Source organism: Nonomuraea sp. 10N515B, assembly GCF_052245915.1.
In the GTDB taxonomy this organism is placed as follows: Bacteria; Actinomycetota; Actinomycetes; order Streptosporangiales; family Streptosporangiaceae; genus Nonomuraea.
This window is the reverse complement of sequence record NZ_JBQQBQ010000025.1, coordinates 107,149-126,484: the sequence shown is the minus strand read 5'-3', so window position 1 is coordinate 126,484 and position 19,336 is coordinate 107,149. Positions and strand designations below refer to the sequence as shown.

At 68.1% G+C, this 19,336-nt stretch carries 19 protein-coding genes; 8 read left to right on the top strand and 11 right to left on the bottom strand.

The window, feature by feature from the left end; genetic code table 11:
- Positions 1 to 352: 352 nt before the first annotated feature.
- From rplI to rpsF, 4 genes are all read right to left on the bottom strand, one after another.
- On the bottom strand, positions 353 to 799 hold the full coding sequence (gene rplI / locus ACTWQA_RS32250) for a 50S ribosomal protein L9 (protein ID WP_443162775.1): 447 nt from the start codon (positions 797 to 799) through the stop codon (positions 353 to 355).
- A gap of 15 nt (positions 800 to 814) precedes the next feature.
- Positions 815 to 1,051: a 30S ribosomal protein S18 gene (rpsR, locus tag ACTWQA_RS32245; RefSeq protein ID WP_020543048.1), complete on the bottom strand. Its 237-nt coding sequence runs from the start codon at positions 1,049 to 1,051 to the stop codon at positions 815 to 817.
- A gap of 63 nt (positions 1,052 to 1,114) precedes the next feature.
- Entirely contained in the window at positions 1,115 to 1,681 is a 567-nt protein-coding gene (locus ACTWQA_RS32240) for a single-stranded DNA-binding protein (protein WP_443162774.1), read from the bottom strand.
- A 78-nt stretch (positions 1,682 to 1,759) separates the two neighbouring features.
- Positions 1,760 to 2,050, bottom strand: coding sequence for a 30S ribosomal protein S6 (gene rpsF / locus ACTWQA_RS32235; protein WP_055504125.1), 291 nt, complete (start codon positions 2,048 to 2,050; stop codon positions 1,760 to 1,762).
- Positions 2,051 to 2,240: 190 nt separating this feature from the next.
- Between rpsF and ACTWQA_RS32230 the strand changes: the two genes are divergently transcribed.
- Positions 2,241 to 2,555: a hypothetical protein gene (locus ACTWQA_RS32230; protein WP_305917554.1), complete on the top strand. Its 315-nt coding sequence runs from the start codon at positions 2,241 to 2,243 to the stop codon at positions 2,553 to 2,555.
- Between the two features lie 52 nt (positions 2,556 to 2,607).
- On the opposite strand, the gene ACTWQA_RS32225 is transcribed toward ACTWQA_RS32230, so the two are convergent.
- Positions 2,608 to 2,784 (bottom strand): hypothetical protein, encoded by a 177-nt coding sequence (locus ACTWQA_RS32225; RefSeq protein WP_305917555.1) that lies wholly within the window; start codon positions 2,782 to 2,784, stop codon positions 2,608 to 2,610.
- A gap of 224 nt (positions 2,785 to 3,008) precedes the next feature.
- On the opposite strand from ACTWQA_RS32225, the gene ACTWQA_RS32220 reads away from it, so the two are divergent.
- Complete coding sequence (locus ACTWQA_RS32220) at positions 3,009 to 3,752, top strand: deoxyribonuclease IV (RefSeq protein WP_443162773.1); 744 nt, start codon at positions 3,009 to 3,011, stop codon at positions 3,750 to 3,752.
- Positions 3,753 to 3,815: 63 nt separating this feature from the next.
- Here the strand turns inward: ACTWQA_RS32220 and ACTWQA_RS32215 are convergent, their stop codons facing one another.
- The 4 genes from ACTWQA_RS32215 to ACTWQA_RS32200 all read right to left on the bottom strand — a co-directional run bounded on the left by ACTWQA_RS32215 (position 3,816) and on the right by ACTWQA_RS32200 (position 9,286).
- Entirely contained in the window at positions 3,816 to 4,880 is a 1,065-nt protein-coding gene (locus tag ACTWQA_RS32215; RefSeq protein ID WP_443162772.1) for a mannosyltransferase family protein, read from the bottom strand.
- Entirely contained in the window at positions 4,877 to 6,199 is a 1,323-nt protein-coding gene (locus ACTWQA_RS32210) for a glycosyltransferase family 87 protein (RefSeq protein ID WP_443162771.1), read from the bottom strand. Before ACTWQA_RS32210 ends, ACTWQA_RS32215 begins: the two co-directional genes overlap by 4 nt.
- Positions 6,196 to 8,667: a transglycosylase domain-containing protein gene (locus ACTWQA_RS32205; RefSeq protein ID WP_443162770.1), complete on the bottom strand. Its 2,472-nt coding sequence runs from the start codon at positions 8,665 to 8,667 to the stop codon at positions 6,196 to 6,198. Before ACTWQA_RS32205 ends, ACTWQA_RS32210 begins: the two co-directional genes overlap by 4 nt.
- Positions 8,668 to 8,899: 232 nt before the next feature.
- On the bottom strand, positions 8,900 to 9,286 hold the full coding sequence (locus ACTWQA_RS32200; RefSeq protein ID WP_443162769.1) for a DUF5318 family protein: 387 nt from the start codon (positions 9,284 to 9,286) through the stop codon (positions 8,900 to 8,902).
- 135 nt (positions 9,287 to 9,421) lie between these two features.
- Between ACTWQA_RS32200 and ACTWQA_RS32195 the strand changes: the two genes are divergently transcribed.
- The gene (locus ACTWQA_RS32195) at positions 9,422 to 10,012 is read left to right on the top strand and encodes a PadR family transcriptional regulator (protein ID WP_138667899.1); all 591 of its coding nucleotides are present in this window, start codon (positions 9,422 to 9,424) and stop codon (positions 10,010 to 10,012) included.
- A gap of 13 nt (positions 10,013 to 10,025) precedes the next feature.
- Positions 10,026 to 11,105, top strand: a complete 1,080-nt coding sequence (locus ACTWQA_RS32190) for an inositol-3-phosphate synthase (RefSeq protein ID WP_305917562.1) — start codon at positions 10,026 to 10,028, stop codon at positions 11,103 to 11,105.
- 315 nt (positions 11,106 to 11,420) lie between these two features.
- Here the strand turns inward: ACTWQA_RS32190 and idi are convergent, their stop codons facing one another.
- Entirely contained in the window at positions 11,421 to 12,005 is a 585-nt protein-coding gene (gene idi / locus ACTWQA_RS32185) for an isopentenyl-diphosphate Delta-isomerase (RefSeq protein WP_443162768.1), read from the bottom strand.
- A gap of 83 nt (positions 12,006 to 12,088) precedes the next feature.
- On the opposite strand from idi, the gene ACTWQA_RS32180 reads away from it, so the two are divergent.
- Positions 12,089 to 13,393, top strand: a complete 1,305-nt coding sequence (locus ACTWQA_RS32180) for an MFS transporter (RefSeq protein ID WP_443162767.1) — start codon at positions 12,089 to 12,091, stop codon at positions 13,391 to 13,393.
- On the opposite strand, the gene ACTWQA_RS32175 is transcribed toward ACTWQA_RS32180, so the two are convergent.
- Positions 13,344 to 14,744, bottom strand: a complete 1,401-nt coding sequence (locus ACTWQA_RS32175; RefSeq protein ID WP_443162766.1) for a CCA tRNA nucleotidyltransferase — start codon at positions 14,742 to 14,744, stop codon at positions 13,344 to 13,346. The genes ACTWQA_RS32180 and ACTWQA_RS32175 overlap by 50 nt on opposite strands.
- A 166-nt stretch (positions 14,745 to 14,910) precedes the next feature.
- On the opposite strand from ACTWQA_RS32175, the gene ACTWQA_RS32170 reads away from it, so the two are divergent.
- Genes ACTWQA_RS32170 through murJ form a run of 3 tightly spaced genes read left to right on the top strand, consistent with a single transcriptional unit; the run spans position 14,911 to position 19,228 of the window.
- A complete protein-coding gene (locus tag ACTWQA_RS32170) occupies positions 14,911 to 15,435 on the top strand; it encodes an aminoacyl-tRNA deacylase (protein ID WP_443162765.1) in 525 nt (174 codons plus the stop codon).
- A 50-nt stretch (positions 15,436 to 15,485) separates the two neighbouring features.
- Entirely contained in the window at positions 15,486 to 17,624 is a 2,139-nt protein-coding gene (locus ACTWQA_RS32165) for a DUF6049 family protein (protein WP_443162764.1), read from the top strand.
- Entirely contained in the window at positions 17,621 to 19,228 is a 1,608-nt protein-coding gene (gene murJ / locus ACTWQA_RS32160; protein ID WP_443162763.1) for a murein biosynthesis integral membrane protein MurJ, read from the top strand. The genes ACTWQA_RS32165 and murJ overlap by 4 nt, the downstream gene beginning before the upstream one ends.
- Positions 19,229 to 19,336 lie beyond the last annotated feature (108 nt).

The following is a 19,336-nucleotide window of genomic DNA, read 5'->3' as shown; positions in this document are numbered from 1 at the left end:
CCATGGCCTTGCCTCCAGGGGGAAACGTGCTAAGAACTAAGGCATTCTATGCTGCATCTGCCACGGCAATCGGCCAGGCTGGGCTCGCGTAACGGCGCTCAGCCGGTGAAGGGTCAGAGGCCGTTCCCTGGAGGGCCATGCTCATGGTCGCGCTCGCACGGGGCTCCGCTGGTCACGCAAGCTGCCGCTCTCCGCCCCAGGCTCGCCGCTCCGGCAGCCGAAGTCCGGCGAGTGGCGGACCACGGCACCGCGTAACAAAAGAAAGGGCGGGCACCACGGGGGCGCAACAGGTCACGGCCGCACATGAAAAGGGCCCCGCTCCTGACGGAGGGGGCCCTGATCACTCAGCGGGTCAGCCCGCGACGACCTCAACATCCACAGAGGCGGAAACCTCGGGGTGGAGTTTGACGGTGACGCGGTGGGCGCCGACGCTCTTGATCGGGTTGGGGATCTCGATGCGGCGGCGGTCGAGCTGGGGCCCGCCGGCGGCCTTGACCGCGTCGGCGATGTCGCCCGTCGTGATCGAGCCGAACAGGCGGCCGGACTCACCCGCGCGGGTGGTCAGGCGCACCCGCAGGGCGCCGAGCTGGCCGGCGACCTCCTTGGCGGTGCCCCGGTCGCGGATCTCGCGGGCGTCACGAGCCTTCTTGAGGGTCTCGATCTGCTTCTCGGCCCCGCGGGTCCAGCGCATGGCGAAGCCACGCGGAATGAGGTAGTTACGGCCGTAGCCGTCCTTGACCTCGACGACGTCGCCAGGGGCGCCGAGGCCGGAGACCTCGTTGGTGAGGATGAGCTTCATATCGACAAGTCCTCCTTAGCGCGCGGTGCTCGTGTAGGGCAGCAGAGCCACCTCACGGGCGTTCTTGATCGCGGTCGCCACGTCGCGCTGGTGCTGGGTGCAGTTGCCCGTCACCCGGCGCGCACGGATCTTGCCGCGGTCGGAAATGAACTTCCGCAGCAGCGCCGTGTCCTTGTAGTCGACGTAGGAGATCTTGTCGTGGCAGAACAGGCAAACCTTCTTCTTGGGCTTGCGCAGTGCCGGCTTAGCCATCGTGGTGCTCCTTTCAGAGCCCCGCCTTGGGGGCGGGAATGGACTCGGACTTGTGGATGTGGACTAGAAGGGAGGCTCGTCGCTGAAGTCGTTGCCGCCGCCGCCGCCGAAGCCGCCGCCGCCGCTGGCCTGCTGGCCACCGCCGCCGTAGTTGCCGCCGCCACCACCCTGGTAGCCGCCGCCCCCCTGGGGCGGAGCGGGGGTCGCGGAGGCCCACGGGTCGTCGGCCGGGCCGCCGCCGAAGCCGCCGCCACCGCCCTGACGGGAGGTGCGGTTGACCTTGGCGGTGGCGTTGCGCAGGGACGGGCCGACCTCGTCGACTTCGACCTCGTAGACCGTGCGCTTCTCGCCTTCCTTGGTCTCGTAAGACCGCTGCTTGAGCCGCCCCTGCACGATGACCCGCATGCCGCGCTGGAGGCTCTCGGCGGCGTTCTCCGCCGCCTGCCGCCACACGTTGCAGGTCAGAAAGAGGCTCTCGCCATCCTTCCACTCGTTGGTCTGGCGATCCATGAACCGCGGAGTGGATGCGATGCGGAATCGAGCCACCGCTTGCCCCGTCGGGGTAAAGCGCAGCTCCGGGTCGTCGACGAGGTTGCCGACGATGGTGATTACGGTGTCGCCTGCTGCCATGGCTAGCGCTCGCCTTCCTGCACGCCTTCGCTTGGGTTACGGCTCAGACTACGGGTGTTCCCCGACAAAAAGCCGGGGTTAGTGCACGTCCGGACGCAGGACCTTGGTGCGCAGGATGCCCTCGTTGAGGTTCATCTGGCGGTCGAGCTCCTTGACCGTCGCGGGCTCCGCCGACAGGTCGATGACGGCGTAGATGCCCTCGGACTTCTTGTTGATGTCGTAGGCGAGCCGGCGACGGCCCCAGACGTCGACCTTCTCCACGGTGCCGCCGTCATTGCGGACCACGGTGAGGAACTGGTCGAGGGACGGCGCGACGGTGCGCTCATCGAGCGAAGGGTCCAGGATGACCATTACTTCGTAACGACGCATGCGGACTCCAACCTCCTCTGGACTCTTGCGGTCACGACGCTCTGCCGTGACAGGAGGACGCTGACGTTTGGACCGGGGCACCCACTTCGGTGCCTCGGGGCGACGGGTCACCCATCACAACGCAGCTTGCCCAGGTTACCAGCCGCGAGTACGTGGGAAGGCCTTTAGGAAACCTAAGGGGGTGGTGGCTGTGCCACATGTGCTTCAACCCTCCGAGAGGGAGCGGTTCAGGCTCACGCTCAACACGGACGGACGTTCACACCCCGTCGAGAACGTCCTGGCCGTCGTCACATTCGTGTGCGGCGTCGTAGCGTTCGTCTCGACGTTCTGGACCTCCGCGCACGCCATCTCGGCCTGGTTCGGCACATTCGGCTTCGGCGTGGGTCTCTACTCTCAATACCTCTCCGCGACCACGCCGCAACGTTCGCTCAACATCGTCGGGCTCGTGGGATCGTTCGTGGGGGCCGCGCTCGGCATCGCCCACGGCGGATTCCTCCCCCACTGACGAGGGACGGCCCCGGTTCCTTGGGAATTCCGGGGCCGTTCTCCTCTGTCGTTCATCCAATGTGCAGATCTATACCGAGCAGGACCAGGAACCAGAGGAACACCGCGAGCAACGCCTCCGCGAGGTCCCTCAGCAGCCCGACCGTGATGTAGTCGTAGACCCAGGCCACGTAGATCCCGATCGCCACGTAAATGAATAAGATCAGCGCCCGCCAGCGCCAGCCTGCCATATCGTTTCTCCTCGGGTAGGGGGCGCCTTGCGACTGCCCTGACGCTGTCAGAGCAAACGCGCCCATGGTCGCGCTCGCACGGGGCTCCGCTTGTCAAGCAAGCTGCCGCTCTCCGCCCCAGGCTCGCCGCACTGTGCCTATGGTCGCGCTCGCACGGGGCTCCGCTGGTCACGCAAGCTGCCGCTCTCCGCCCCAGGCTCGCCGCTCCGGTTAAGCTCGGGGGCATGGTGCGCATCGGAGCTCATGTCGATCAGGACGACCCCGCCGCTCACGCCGAGGCGGTCGGGGCCGAGGTGGTGCAGTTCTTCCTCGGCGACCCCCAGGGGTACGACAAGCCCGTGCTGCCCGCCAAGCCGGTCGAGGGCGTGGACATCTACATCCACGCGCCTTATCTGATCAACGTGGCGACCGCCAACAACCGCATCAGGATCCCCAGCCGCAAGCTGCTGGAGCAGCACCTGCAGGCGGCCGCGGGACTCGGTGCCAAGGCGCTGATCGTGCACGGCGGCCACGTCAACAAGAACGACGACCCGCAGAAGGGGTTCGACAACTGGCGCAAGGTGTTCGAGCGCATGGAGTGCCCGATCCCCGTCCTGATCGAGAACACCGCGGGCGGCGGCAACGCGATGGCGCGCAAGCTGGAGCGCATCGCCCGGCTCTGGGACGCGCTCGACGGCTTCGACGTCGGCTTCTGCCTCGACACCTGCCATGCACACGCGGGCGGCGAGGAGCTGGTCGACCTCGTCGACCAGGTCAAGGCCATCACCGGCCGCATCGATCTGGTCCACTGCAACGACTCGCGCGACGACTTCGACTCAGGCGCCGACCGCCATGCCAACCTGGGCCAGGGGAAAATCGACTCCGAACTGATCCTGGCGGTCTGCCGGGCGGCCGGGGCGCCGATCGTGGTCGAGACGCCCGCCGTCGGCCAGGCTGACGACATCGCGTTCCTGAGGAAAAACCTCTAGGCAATACACACAGCCTGTGGATAACTTCCCTGGATTACCGAGACGAAGAAGCGGGTATACACATCAGCCGGCCCACGCCCCACTGAGGAACCGGGCGGTGTTCACGATCATGAGCGGCCCCGAGATCAGCCCGTAGAGCGCGAGCACCCACGCCTTCCTCGTCCCGACCTTGGCGACCAGCACCCACAGCGGGAACCACAACACCAGCGAACGCGGGATCGACAGGTAGTAAGCCGAGGTCATCAGCGCCGCGGCCTGCGCCCCCGTATAGGCCAGCTCGCTCCACCGACGCAGCACGAGGAGCCACACCAGCACCGCCACGGCCACCACGGCTCCGGCGATCTCCATGCGGAAGGCCACCGCGAAGTCGTCGGTCCCCATCGCCGAACGCCATGTCGTCTGCCACGCCTCCCACGGCCACTCGAACTCGCGTCCCCAGCCGGACTCCTGCGCGTGCTTCCACGCCAGCCAGTCACCTGACCTGCTGTAGTGGTAATACGAGTACGCCATCAGCGGCAGAAACGGCACGACCAGCCAGCCGGCCTGCCGCGGCGACTCACGGCTCACGACGAACTCCACGACGAGCGCGAGCGCCAGGAACAATCCCGTGATCCGCACGCACGAAGCCCCCGCCGCGAGCAGCACGGCCTGTGCCCAGTGTCCCTGCCTGGCGGCCAGCCACGCGGGAATGGCGAAGGCCAGGAAAAGCGCCTCGCTGTAGCCCGCGACCAGGAACACCGCCATGGGGAAGGCCAGCAGCGCCAGCACCGCCATCCACCCGTTCGCGCCCTCGAACTCGGCCAGCCTGGCCAGCGCCACCATGGCCACCGCGCCCGCGACCAGCGAGACCAGCAGCCCGGCCGCCGCCCAGTCCGGCACCACGAAGTGCACCAGCCGCAGCACCGCGGGCAGGCCGGGGAAGAACGCGGGCAACCCTTCGTCCGGCGGTCTGCCGGGCTCGCCGTCGTAGCCGTACTGGGCGATCGTGATGAACAGCCCGGCATCCCACTTGCGCCACTTATCCAGGTATTCGCCCAGCGTCACGCCGAACAACGTCGCGATCAGCAGCCCCGCCCGCGAGCCGAACCAGAGCAGCAACGCGTCCAGGCGGGCCGAGCGGGTGATCATCGTACGGCGGACACCAGCGTGAACCGATCAGGCGCGTCGTCGAAGACACCGCCCCCTTGGTCGTCGATGTCGGCCTGCCTCACCACGTCCTTGTCCGGCCGCAGGATGTCCCGCACCACGAACGCCATCATGATCCCGATGGTAATGATGCGACCCCAGACGGCCGTGAAGTACGTGTCGTCACCGATGCCCAGGTCGTCCCGGTCCAGCGGCGGCTGGGACAGCAGGTAGAGCCAGATGGCGGCGAAGTACCAGACCTCGGCCAGCTGCCAGAGCGCGAGCGGCTTCCAGTTGGGCCTGGCCAGCACGGCGAACGGCACCAGCCAGAGCACGAACTGCGGCGACCACACCTTGTTCGTCATCATGAAGGCGGCCAGCGCCAGGAAGCAGATCTGCGCCAGCCGCGGCCGGCGCGGCGCGGCCAGCGTCAGCACGGCGATGCCCAGGCACAGGAGGGCCAGCGACAACATGCCGAGCGTACTGACGTCCCACTCACCGAGGATGGGCCAGCCCTTGTTCTGGAAGAACAACCACGGCGAGCCCCAGTCGATCCCGCGCTCCTGGGAGAAGACGTAGAACCGGCGCCACCCCTCCCAAGCGAAGATCATGAACGGGGCGTTGACCACGATCCACGCGCCCGCCGCTGAGGCCATCGTGACGAGGAACGGCCGCCATCGCCCGGTACGCCACGTGAGCAGGAACAACGCGCCCACGAACATGAGCGGGTAGAACTTCGTCGCGATCGCCAGCCCCAGCAGCACTCCGGCCAGCACCTGCCGGCGCCGCGCCCAGGCCAGCAGCATGCCCATCGACAGCGCGCCCGCGACGAGGTCCCAGTTGATGTACGCGGCCAGCACCACGGCCGGCGAGATCGCGTACCAGAGCGCGTCCCACCGCCGCGTCGGCCCCGCCACCGCCGCCATCAGCAGCACGCCGGCCACGAGGCACATGCCGAGCAGGATCACCGTCAGGTCGTAGAACCTGACCGCCTGGGCGACCCTGTCGACCTCCAGAGCCCGGGCGATCCAGCTGATCACCTGCATGACCTCGCCCAGCACCACCGGGTACTCGACCTGCTTGTCGAAGGTGACGTGGGCGAAATACGGGTTTTCGGTGGCCAGTTGCCGGTCGAAGTAGAGAGGGTAGATGTCGGTGTAGCAGAAGTTCGTGTATGTCGTGACCTGGTCGTTCCAGCCCCCGGTGCGGCACGGCAGCCGCACCACGTACGCCAGCGTCGCCCCCAGGGCCGCGATCACGCCCAGGGGAAGGTACGGCACGGCACGCGCCAGCAGCGGGACGCGTGCCTCAGTGCTCGTCACTGACCCTCTATCCGGCCAGAGGGCCGCGGGGCCGGCGCCACGCCGCCGCCCAATCCGCCTCCGTCGTCGCCGCCCTGCGGGAACCCGTCGTCAGTGGTGCCGTCGTCGACCGGGGGCCCGCCTCCGTTGTCGGTGTTGCCGCACGGAGGGAAGAGGCAACCGTTGTCGCTGTTGCCCGGGTCGTCGGCGAACGGGTCCTCATCGGTGAACGGATCGTCGTCGGCGCTGGGCGTCGGCGTGGGCGTCGGGCTCGGCACGATGTTCTGGGGTGTGCCGATCTCGGCCTTCTGCGGGAACTGCTCGATCGGCTTGCCCTCGTGCGCGAGCAGCATGAACTTCTGCCACGCGGCGGTGGGCGGACCGGCGCCCTCGAACTCCAGGGACACCTCGTAGGGCGTGGTGTACGGATTGGCCGGCGTGTACTTCTTCTCCTTGGCCGGATCCTTGCCCCGGTACCACGGGCAGTTGTTGTGCTGGGGCTCGACCACCTTGCCGGTCTTGGTCCTGCACTCCTCGCGGTAGAAGCCGACCGCAGTGGAGTATTGAGGCGTGTAACCGACGAACCAGGCGCCGTTCTCGTCGTTGTTCGTCCCGGTCTTGCCGGCCGCCGGGCGGCTGCCCAGGCCCTTGCCCGCCGCGGTGCCTCTCTGGAGGACCGCCTGCATGGCCACCGTGGCGTCGGCCGCGACACCGGGGTCGATGACCCGCTTGCTGACCGCCTTCTCGGGCCAGCCGACCCTGCCGGTGGGGTCCCTGACTTCCTTGACCACGTGATAGCGGGTGTACTTGCCGCCGTTCGCGAAGATCGCGTAGCCGGCGGCCTGCTCGACCGGGGTCACCGGGGCACTACCGATGGCGAACTGATACTGGTGGTCCGCGATGTCCTTTTCCATGTCCTTCTGGTTGAACCCGGCCGCCTCGACGAGGTTCTTCAGGTCGTCGATCTTGTTGGGCAGGGCGTAGGCCATGGAGACGAACGCGGTGTTGACCGAGTCGGCGGTGGCCTTGACCACGTCGACGGCGCGGCCCACGTTGTGGCTGTTCCTGATGCCGCGCTCGAAGCCGGGGATCTTCTCCGGCACCGTCTCGCTGCCCGGCACGTAGCTCTTGAGCGAGAAGCCGGCCTGCAGCCAGGCGGCCAGCACGTACGGCTTGAACGCGGAGGCCGCCTGCTTCTTGGACTCGAAGGGCTCGTTCCACGGGTCGGTGACGTAGTCGGAGCCGCCGTAGAACGCCACCACGCGGCCGTTCCTCGGGTCCACCGCGGCCAGTCCGGCGTGGAACTCCTTGTTCATCCCCCGCATCGTGGTCGTGACGGCCTCCTTCGCCGCCTGCATGAGCTTCCAGTCGAAGGTGGTGACGATCTTGTAGCCGCCGCTCTCGATCTCGTCGGAGGTGAGGCCGCGGGGCTCCAGCTCCCTCAGGACCTCCTCCACCATGTAGCCCTTGAGGCCGCCCAGCACGTTGCTGTCCTTGTACTTCGTCGTCTTCGGGAACTGAGCGGTCTGCTTGAGCTGGCCGTACTTGTCGGGCCAGAGCTCGGCCATGTTGTCGATGACGTTCTTGAAGCGGGCCCTGAGCGCGGGCTCGTCGGCCTGCCAGTTCGGCTGCTGGATGCGCGCGGCCAGGTAGGCGCTCTGCTCGGGGGTCAGCTTCGCAGCGGTGACGTGCTTGCCGAAGTACGCCCTCGCGGCGGCCTGGACGCCGTAGGCCCGGCCGAAGTTGACCGTGTTCAGATAGGTCTGAAGGATCTCGTCCTTCGACATGGTGTCGTCGAGCTTGACGGCCACGAAGATCTCGTTGACCTTACGCTTGATCGACACTTCCTGGCTGAGGCCGTCGAAGTAGTTGCGGGCCATCTGCTGGGTGATGGTCGAGGCGCCCTGGAGCTGCTGGCCGGTCGCGGTCATCCACAGGGAACGGACCATGCCGGGGATCGAGATGCCGGAGTCTTCATAGAAGGTCTGGTTCTCGATGGCGATCGTCGCGTCCCTGACGGCCGGCGACATCTGGTGGAGCTTGACGCTCTCACGCTTCATGCCGAGCCGGGCGATCTCTCTTTTGCCGTCGTTGTAATAGATCGTGCTCTGCTGCGCGGTCGCCGCGTCCTGGGTGCCGGTGGGCACCTCGGTGTTGGCGTACGCCACCATGATCATGCCGAAGAGGCCGGCCATGATCACCACAACGCCGGCCACGATGATCTTCCAGCTGGGCACGAACCTGCGCCAGCCCCCGCCACCGCGGGTCTTCTTCGGCGGCCCCGGTGGGCCGGGCGGCTCCGGTGGCCCGCTCTGCGCCGCCCTCCTGCGCGAGCGCCGGGGACCCTCGGCGACCATGGTGTCCTGGTTACTCGCCGTGTGCGTGTCCTGACGGGCACGCGAACGCGAGCGGGGCGGCGGCTGCTCGCCGCGCTGGGACGCGGGGTCCTCACGCCGGGGTGGCGGGCCGTCGTACGGCTGCGCGGCCATGGCGCCCGTCTGCTCGAAGGCGGCTTCCGGACGACGCTGCGCCTGGCCGGGACCCCCGGGGGATTCGCCGGTTTGCGGTGGAGAACCCTGGGGCACAGAACGGGATGAGCTGGACCGACGGCGCCTTCCTGGGCGAGCCGTCCCCTCATTCATGCTGTTACTCACACGTCCTCGCACTGTCGTCGGAACAAAAACGGCGGTTGGGCGTGAGGTTCCTCGCCGCCCTCGATCTTCACGCTTGGCCGATGAGGTCAGGCGGTCCGTTGCCGAGGACGTACGAAACCGTCAGGTGGTTCCAGGAACAACCTTGGCAGACCTCGACGACGTACACCCGGAACTCATCGTAATCATGAGCCATGGCGACGAGTTCCGATGCGACCTTTGCCTGTCCGGCATGCCGTCCGAGCGCATCCCCGTAGACATAGGTCACGTTGGTGACGTTCTCCCTCTCGCAGACCGGGCAGAGGCGTTCGGTTGGCTCGCCGAAATGGCGCGCCGCGCGAAGGAGGTAGGGCTGTGCGTCACAGAGGTCGCCGCGCGAGGTACGCCCGGCGCGGAAGGAGCGGACCACCGCCCTTTTTGCGAGGCCGTAATCCACCACCCTTCGCTGTGACCACATGAGCGTCAGACTACGGCGTTTCTGCGGATCGTCCCAACGACTTGGCAAATCAGCAGATTGCAGCGATATAGCGAGGAGACGTATCCTGGAGATGTATCGGCTCGATACATCGACGCGAGAGGAGGGGGGTTCCCCATGGCCGGCGGACAGGGCAGGGTCTTGGAACTGGCCGTGCTCGGGTCGCTGCACGAGACTCCCCTCCACGGCTATGAGCTGCGCAAACGGCTCAACGCCCTACTGGGGATGTTCCGCGCGTTCTCCTACGGCTCGCTCTACCCCTGTCTTCGATCGCTTCTGGCCCAGGGGCTCATCGCGGAGGAGCAACCTGCTCCCGCCACGATCGTCGGGGGCAGATCAAAGATCGTTTACAAGCTGACCGCGGAGGGCAAGGAGCGGCTGCAGGAGATGCTGACGCAGGCCGGGCCTTCCGCGTGGGAGGACGAGAGCTTCGGTGTGCACTTCGCGTTCTTCCGGCACACCGAGGCAGAGGTGCGTCTGCGCATACTCGAAGGCCGCCGTAGCCGGCTTGAGGAGCGGCTCGACGCCGTGCGGACGGCGCTGGCGCGCACCAGGGAGCGCCTCGACAGTTACACACTCGAGCTGCAGCGTCATGGGCTCGAGTCGGTCGAGCGCGAGGTGCGCTGGCTGAACGAGCTGATCGCAACGGAGCGTCGGGCCTCCTCTGAGGAGAGGCCCGAAAGAGATACCACGTCAACTGATGAGTAAGGGAGCGAGTGCGATGGGTTCGGTTCGCGTGGCCATTGTCGGTGTCGGCAACTGCGCGTCGTCGCTGGTCCAGGGCGTTCACTACTACAGGGACGCCGACCCGGACGTACGGGTCCCGGGCCTGATGCACGTGAAGTTCGGCGACTACCACGTCGGCGACGTCGAGTTCGTCGCGGCGTTCGACGTTGACGCCAAGAAGGTCGGACGGGATCTGTCCGAGGCGATCGTCGCCAGCGAGAACAACACCATCAAGATCACGGATGTGCCGCCGCTGGGGGTGACCGTCCAGCGCGGTCATACCTTCGACGGCCTGGGTGAGTTCTACCAGGAGATCATCGAGGAGTCCGACGAGGCGCCCGTCGATGTGGTCCAGGTGCTCCGGGAGGCCCAGGTCGACGTCCTGGTCTCCTATCTTCCCGTGGGCTCGGAGGAGGCGGACCGTTTCTACGCGCAGTGCGCCATCGACGCGGGTGTGGCGTTCGTGAACGCGCTGCCGGTCTTCATCGCCTCCGACCCGGAGTGGGCGGAGAAGTTCACCGAGGCCGGGGTGCCGATCGTCGGCGACGACATCAAGTCGCAGGTCGGCGCCACGATCACGCACCGTGTGCTGGCCAAGCTGTTTGAGGACCGTGGCGTTGAGCTGCTGCGCACCTACCAGCTCAACTTCGGCGGCAACATGGACTTCATGAACATGCTGGAGCGCAAGCGGCTCCAGTCCAAGAAGATCTCTAAGACGCAGTCGGTCACCTCGCAGATCCCGCACGAGATGGGCAAGGCCGACGTGCACATCGGGCCGTCGGACCACGTGCCGTGGCTGGACGACCGCAAGTGGGCGTACGTGCGGCTCGAGGGGCGGTCGTTCGGCGACACTCCGCTCAATCTCGAGTACAAGCTCGAGGTTTGGGACTCGCCCAATTCGGCCGGCATCATCATCGACGCCGTCCGGGCCGCCAAGATCGCGCTGGACCGGGGCATCGGCGGGCCGATCCTGTCGGCGTCGTCGTACTTCATGAAGTCGCCGCCCCAGCAGTTCTCCGACGATGAGGCTCGGGACTACGTCGAGAAGTTCATCCGGGGTGAGGTCGAGCGCTGATCCGCTGACCACCCTGTCCACGGCGCCGCGCCCACGCTCGGGGGCGGCGCCTTGCGTTTCCCGGCCCACGCCTGTTCCTGGCGCACCTTCGCCCGGGCGCATTCCTGCACACGGAGACGCCTCACACGCATAGGGCCGCCGCGCATAGGCAACGGCATCGCCACTCGGCCGCCCATGGGCCGGCGTCGCGAATCTGCCTCCCCGCCAGCCCATCTGCCCCGGCGGGCCTGTGAACAAGCGCGCGCTGTCGAGTGGCGCGGGTCCTGAGGGGAGATTCGGGGAACTCGGCGGGCAGGCCAGGGGCGTCGGACCCGGCTAGAGGCGGGCCGCCAAGGGAAGATCGGCCGGCGAGGCGGGTTGCCAGGTCAGCGGGTCGGATCCGAGCTTCATCAGCAGCGGCACCTGCTCCCGGCACCAAGGCGAGATCGCCAGCAGCCCGTTCTGGACCCCCTCGGCGAACTCCTTCCACGGCATCCACCGCGCCTCCCCCACCTCCTCCGGGTTCGGCGCGACGGGACCGTCGACCATGACGCGATAGACCGGGCAGAGCTCGTGCTCGACGATGCCGTTGGCCATGACGGCCCGGTAGGCGAAGGCGGGCAGCAGCAGATCCACCTGCTCGGCCGCGAGCCCGAGCTCGTAGGAGAGCCGGCGCACGACGGCCCACTCCAGCGCCTCCCCGGGCAGCGGGTGACCGCAGCAGCTGTTGGTCCAGACCCCGGGCCACGTGAGTTTGTGATCGGCACGCCTGGTGAGCAGCACGCGACCTTCATGATCGAAGACGTAGCTGGAGAACGCCAGATGGAGCGGCGTCTCGCGGCCGTGCACCGACGTCTTGGGCGCGGTGCCGAGCGCGCGGCCGTCACGGTCGACCAGCACGACGTGTTCCTCGATCGTCACGCTATGAAGCGTACGAGATCATGACGACCACTTGGAACCCACGCAGCCTCATCCTAGGAGGGCCGCTTGGCTAGGCTGGCGGCGTGTCATTCGTCGCCGACCTCCGCGTGGTGCTCCGCGGCAGGGATTTCAGAAGGTTGTTCGGCACGCGACTGGTCTCCCAGTTCTCGGACGGGATCTTCCAGTTCGGCGTGACCGGCTTCGCCTTCTTCAGCCCTGAGAGCCAGACGACCGCGCTCCAGGTGGCCGCGGGCCTGGCGGTGCTGCTGTTGCCGTACAGCATCCTCGGCCCGTTCGTCGGCGTGTTCATCGACCGCTGGTCGCGGCGGCAGATCCTGGTGGTGGCGCCGTTCGTGCGCGGCGCGCTGCTGCTGGTCGCCGCCGGGCTCGTGGCGGCCGACGTACCCGACGCCGCGTTCTACGGGGCGGCGCTGGCGGTGCTCGGCGTCAACCGGTTCTTCCTGGCCTCCCTCGGCGCCTCGCTGCCGCACGTGGTGCCCGCCGACCGGCTCATGGCGGCCAACGCGGTCGTGCCCACGTCGGGCACCGTGGTGACGTTCGTGGGCGCGGGCGTCGGCTTTCTGCTGCGGAAGGTCTTCGGGGGCGACGACCAGGGCGTGGCGCTGCTCCTGATCATCTCGGGCGTGGTGTTCGGGCTGAGCGCGCTGGTCGCGCGGACGATGGACCGCCGCCTGCTCGGGCCGGAGTCCGACCCCAGCAGGCCGCAGGCGCGCGAGGCGGTGCGCCATGTGGTCGCCGGCCTCGTGGACGGCGCGAAGCACCTGGTCCATCATCGCGTCGCGGCCGCCACCATAGGCGCGATGGCCGCGCACCGCTTCTTCTACGGCATGGCCACCGCGCTGGGCATCATCCTCTACCGCTACTACTTCTACGACGGCGACCCCGACGCCGCGCTGGGGGGAGTCACCCTGGTCGTGGCCACCTCCGCCGTCGGCTACTTCCTGGCCGTGATCGTCACCCCGTACGCGACCGAGCGGTTCACGATCGAGCGCTGGGTGCCGATCGCGCTGTCGGCGGCCGGCGTGCTGACGGCGGCGCTGGTGCTGCCGTTCCAGGAGTGGGGGCTGCCGATCGCGGGGTTCGTGCTGGGCGTGGCCGGGCAGAGCGTCAAGATCTGCGCCGACACCACGGTCCAGCGCGATGTCGAGGACATCTACCTGGGCCGCGCGTTCTCGATCTACGACATGCTGTTCAACGGCATGTACGTCCTCGCCGCGGGCCTGTCGGCGATGATCCTGCCCGCGAACGGCAAGTCCTACCTGGCCGTCGCGATCGCCGCGATCGGCTATCAGATCGCGGCGATGGCCTACCGGATGATCACTCGCCCGCGGCGTTCGCCCGCGCCCACTCCTGCAAGGCCTCGGTAGCCGCCTCCTTGCCGATCATGCCCTTGTCGAGCCTGAGCTCGAGCAGGAACTTGTATGCCTGCCCCACCACCGGCCCGGGCCCGATGCCCAGGATGCGCTGGATCTCGTTGCCGTCGAGCTCGGGCCTGATCTTGGCCAGCTCTTCTTCCTCGGCGAGCCGGGCGATGCGCTCCTCGAGGTGGTCGTAGGCCCGCGACAGCGCGGCGGCCTTGCGCTTGTTGCGCGTGGTGCAGTCGGCCCTGGTCAGCTTGTGCAGCCGGTCCAGCAGGTGCCCGGCGTCGCGTACGTAGCGGCGCACGGCGCTGTCGGTCCACTCGCCCGTCCCGTAGCCGTGAAAACGCAGGTGCAGCTCGACCAGCTGGGCGACGTCGGACACCACGTCCTTGGGGAACTTCAGCTCGCTCATGCGCTTCTTGGTCAGCTGGGCGCCGACCACCTCGTGGTGATGGAACGACACCCGCCCGCCCGGCTCGTGACGGCGGGTCTTCGGCTTGCCGATGTCGTGCAGGAGCGCCGCCCAGCGCAGGATCCGGTCCGGCTTGCCGTCCTCCTCCTGCGCGATGGCCTGGTCGAGCACGGTCAGCGAGTGCTCGTAGACGTCCTTGTGCCGGTGGTGCTCGTCGATCTCCAGGCGCAGCTTGGGCAGCTCGGGCAGCACGTGCGCGGCCAGTCCGGTCTCCACCAGCAGTCGCAGGCCCTCCCGCGGGTTGGCGCCGCAGACGAGCTTGTCGAGCTCGTCGCGGATGCGCTCGGCGGAGACGATCTCGATACGCTCGGCCATCGCGGTCATGGCGGCCACCGCCTGCGCGTCGACGGCGAACCCGAGCTGCGAGGCGAACCTGGCGGCACGCAGCATGCGCAGCGGGTCGTCACCGAACGACTGCTCGGGGGTGCCGGGGGTGCGCAGCAATTTGGCCGCCAGGTCGCCGAGCCCGCCGTACGGGTCGACGAACTCGTGTCCCGGCAGGCGCACCGCCATGGCGTTGACCGCGAAGTCGCGCCGCTCCAGATCGGTCTCCAGCGTCTCGCCGTACATGACCTCAGGCTTGCGCGACTTCGGGTCGTAGGCCTCGCTGCGGTAGGTGGTGATCTCGAGCAGCCAGTTGCCCTTGCGCAGGCCGACCGTGCCGAAGTCGATGCCGATCGTCCACACCGCGTCGGCCCAGGCCCTGATGATCTCCAGCACCTGCTCGGGGCGGGCGTCAGTGGTCAGGTCGAGATCGTTGCCACTGCGGCCGAGCAGGAGGTCGCGCACGGGACCGCCCACGAGGGCCAGCTCGTGGCCCTTCGCAGCGAAAAGGCGGCCGAGCTCGTCGGCCACCGGGGCGATCTTGCGGAACAGGTCGGTCATGGCCCGCTGCTGGCTTTCGGTCAAAGTTGAGTCGGACAAACCGGGTCGGGTCCTTTGTCTGTCTGAACTTCCGGAACATATCCCCCGAGCCACACCGGGTCCGGGTTACCGTCGGTCAAGGGACCGTCGGGGGCCATGGCAACGAGGCTGAGGCTAGGAGGTCTATATGAAGGACGCCCTCGCGATCCACCGCTGGCTCCTCGCACACCAGGTCCATCATGAGATCGTACGCCTTCCGCGCCCTATGACTTGCGCGGACGAACTACCCGAGACGCTCTCCGCCGCGCCCGAGAGGTGCCTGATGGTCACGGTTTTCGAGGTCGCCACCAGGGTCGGCAACGAGGCCGTCGTCGCGGTCGCCTCCTCGGTCGCGACTCTCCCACGTCCAGGAGCCGTAGGCGGACTGCTGGGCATGCGCCAGGTGCGGCCGGCCCCGGCCCACGTCGTCAACGCGGCCACCGACTACGCCGACGGGCTGGTCTGCCCGCTGCTGCTGCCGGAGTCGCTGCCGATGCTCATCGACGACCGGCTACGCGCCGACACCGAGCCCGTCTTCTCCGCCACCGGCGAACGCCACACCGCCCTCGCCATTCGCGCGCTCGACCTGCTGACCCTTCTGCCAGGCAAGATGGTGGACCTGTGCAGCACACGCCCCAGAGGATCACGTGAGGCGGTCGCGCGGCGGCACTGAACCCGTAGCATTGCGGGCGTGCGTCGTCGTCCTCCAGCTCGGGCATCCGCGTGATCCGTAAGACCACGCTGCTCGCCGTGCTGTCCGCTGCGTTGCTCGCCCCTATGGTGGCCGCGGCGCCGAGCACGGCTGCCGCGATCGTGAGCAGGCTTCCGTTCGCTGTGACGATCACGTCGATCTCTCCGGACGTTCCGAAGAACATGACCGATGTGATCAAGTTCACCGGCACGGTGCGCAACGACACCGGCGCGCCGCAGTCGGCATTGCGTGTGCGGCTGCGCTACTCGGCGCAGAAATTCACCAACCGTGTCTCGATGACGGCCTACCAGGCCGATCAGACGACCGCGACCCTGGCGAGCATGGCGGCGTCCAGTTCCTCGGCCATGGACATCCCGCCGCTCGCGCCCGGCCAGCAGGAGCGCTGGGAGTTCACGGCGACGCCCATCCAGATGGGGATGCGGACGTTCGGCGTCTACCCGATCGCGGTGGACGTGTCACAGAACCTGGTGCCGCTGGCGGCCCAGCGGACCTTCCTCACCTACGCGCCGCCCACGATGCCGAAGCCGCCGCGCAACAAGCTGGCCATCGCGCTGCCCGTCATCGACCAGCCGCACCGGGCGACCGACGTCGACCCGGCGGCGGGGGCGAACGGCGAGGCCCTGTTCGTCGACGACAAGCTGAGCCAGTCGATCACCGGCAAGGGGCGGCTGGCCGACGTGGCGACCATCGCCCAGTCCGCGCCCACCAGCGTCACATGGTTCGTCGACCCTGCGCTGCTCGACGACCTCGACATGATGACGAGAAACTACCGGGTCAGGACCAAGGACGGCGCGGAGCGCAAGCCGGCCAACGCCGAAGCCGGGCAGTGGCTGACGTCCATGCGCACCTCGCTGGCCGCCTCCCCCGTGGTCGCGGTCCCCTACGCCGATCCCGACGTGGCCTCGCTCGCGCACCAGGGGCTGGACGACCTGCCCAACAGGGCGATCCAGCTGGGCGGGCAGAAGGCGAAGGCGTTGCTCAACCGCGACGACGTGAAGACCACCGTCAACTGGCCGGCCGCCGGACTGCTCGACCCCGACGCGCTCGACCTGCTCTCTGTCAGCGATGACAAGGTGAACACGGTCCTGCTCAACTCGACCAACCTGCCGCCGCAGCCGCCGGTCACGTTCACACCCGACGCCGCCACGACGCTCGACTCGGTGAACGGCCAGGTCACCGCGCTGGTCGCGGACGCCGAGCTGAGCCGCCTGTTCGAGCCGACGGCCCCTACGTCCGTGCTGCTCAGCACCCAGCGCTTCATCGCCGAGACCGCGATGATCTCCGCAGAGGCCGGCCAGACCCAGCCGAGGTCGCTGGTCGTCGCCCCGTCGCGACGCTGGGATCCCAACCCGACGCTCGTCACCAGCCTGATCAAGGCCGCCAACCGGCTGCCGTGGCTGGAGCTGACCTCGCTGGAGTCCATCAAGCGGGGCAAGGCGTCGGTCCCGCGTGCCGGCCTGACCTACACCGATGAGGCGCGCAAGGAAGAGCTGAGCGGCAAATACCTGGGGCCGGTCAAGGAAGTCGCGTCGAAGGCGCAGCTCACGGCTCTGATCACGACGACCAGGACGCAGTCGAGCTTCGACGCGGCGGTGCTCAGGCTGACCTCGTCGGCCTGGCGCAACAGCACGCGCATGGGCCGCTCGGTGACCAACCGGGTGAACACGGCCGTCACTGAGCGGATGGACAAGGTCGAGATCGTCGAGGCGCGGCCCGACCGGCCTAAGACGCTGGCCGGCAGCAACGGCGTCGTCCCCATCAGCGTGCGCAACTCCCTGGGCGCCCCCATCGCCCTGTACATCGACGTCAAGTCCAACAACGAGAAGCTGCTGCAGGTCAACTTCAAGCAAGAGGAGCCCTTGTCCATCGGCGTCGGGCAGAGCGGCACGGTTCAGGTGCCGATGACCGCCACCAGTGGCACCAGCGGCGACACGACCGTCACGGTCCAGCTCAAGACCGCCGACGGCCAGGCTTATGGCGAACCGCAGCGGCTGACCATCCGCACCACCGGCTACACCGGCGTCGCCTCGGTCATCGTGGGGGCGGCGCTCACCGTGATGCTCGCCGCCGTGGTCACGCGCGTGGTGCGGCGCAGGTCGGAGCGCAAGAGCGCGCGGGCCTCCAGGAACCGGGAGAGTGAGACCGTATGAGCCGCATGTTGCGTGCCAGCGCCATCATGGCGGCGGGCACGATGGTGTCCAGGGTCACCGGGTTCGTACGGACCATGGTGCTCGCGTACGCCATCGGCACGGCGGCTCTGGGCGACTCCTACAACGCGGCGTACGCGATCCCGTACAGCATCCTCGACCTGCTGCTTCTGGGGGTGCTGAGCAGCGTCATCGTGCCGATGATCATCCGGGCGCAGCAGCACGACCCCGACGGCGGCCAGGCCTACGAGCAGCGGCTGCTGACCGTGGCCACGGTCACGCTTGTGGGCGTCGCGGTGCTCGCGGTGTTCGCCGCGCCGCTGCTCATCGACCTCTACACCGACTGGGCGCCGGGCAGCGCGAGGTTCGAGGTCGCGGCCACGCTGGCCCGTTTCATCCTGCCGCAGCTGGCCTTCTTCGGGGTGGGCGCGGTGGCGGGCGCCATACTCAACACCCGCGACCGCTACGGCGCTCCCATGTGGGCGCCGGTGGTCAACAACCTCGTCGTCATCTGCGTGTTCCTGGCCTACGCCGTGGTGAGCTCGGCCAAGGGCGACATCGATCGGGTGAGCGACGGGGATCTGGCGCTGCTCGGCCTGGGCACCACGGCCGGCATCGTGGCGCAGGCGGCCGTGCTGATCGTCGCGTTGCGGCGGGCCGGCTTCTCGTTCGTGCCGCGCTTCGACGTGTGGAACGCCCGGCTCGGCGAGATGGCCAAGGCCGGGGTCTGGACGATCGGTTATGTGATCGTGACCCAGCTCGGCTTCCTGCTGACCGTCAACCTGTCGAGCCAGGCCGGCGTGGAGGTGCCGGGTCACGGCATCAGCCCCTACACGCTGGCGTTCCAGCTGTTCCAGCTGCCGTACGGCGTCATCGGCGTCTCGGTGATCACGGCCATGCTGCCCCGGATGAGCCGGGCCGTCGGGGAGGGCCGCTTCGACGACGTGCGCAGCGAGTTCGGGGCGAGTGTGCGGCTCGTCTGCGCGATGATGGTGCCGGTGTCGCTGCTGCTCATGGTGCTCGGCCCGGCGATCACCGTGCCGATTTACGGCCATGGGGCCAACACCGTGGCCGACGCGGTCTACATCGGCAACGTGCTGCAGGTCTACGGCCTCGCGCTGGTGCCGTTCTCGGTGTTCCAGCTGCTGCTGCGGGTCTTCTACAGTTTCGGCGACACCCGGACGCCGGTCTTCGTCGGGGCGGGCACGACGGCGGTCAACGCGGGGCTGATGGTGGTCTTCTACGTGCTGCTGCCGGCCGAGTACGCGGTGATGGGGCTGGCTCTGGCGTACGCGATCGCGTACGGGCTGGGCGCGGTCCTGGCCTGGTGGCTGGCCGGCCGCCGGGTGCAGGGGCTCGGTGGGTGGGCCGTCGGCATGGCGCTGACCAGGATGTATCTCGCCTCGCTGCCCACGGCCGTGCTGGCGCTGGCCGCGGTCTGGGTGGTCACGCAGGTGTTGGGCGGTCTCGGTTTCGTCAATTCGCTGATCGTTCTGGCCGTCGGCGGAGGCCTCGGGCTGGTGCTGTACCTCGGCGTGGCGCACAGAATGCGCATACCAGAGGTCAACTCGATCGTTGGGATGGTCGCGAGACGGGTAGGTCGGTAAAGAAACTCGGCACTACGATGGAGGCCGACACGCGCGAATGGAAGCAGGAGGGGCGTGGGCGGATCCACCCGGCATAGCGTGCCTTCGTGGGACACGACCACGCAGGTG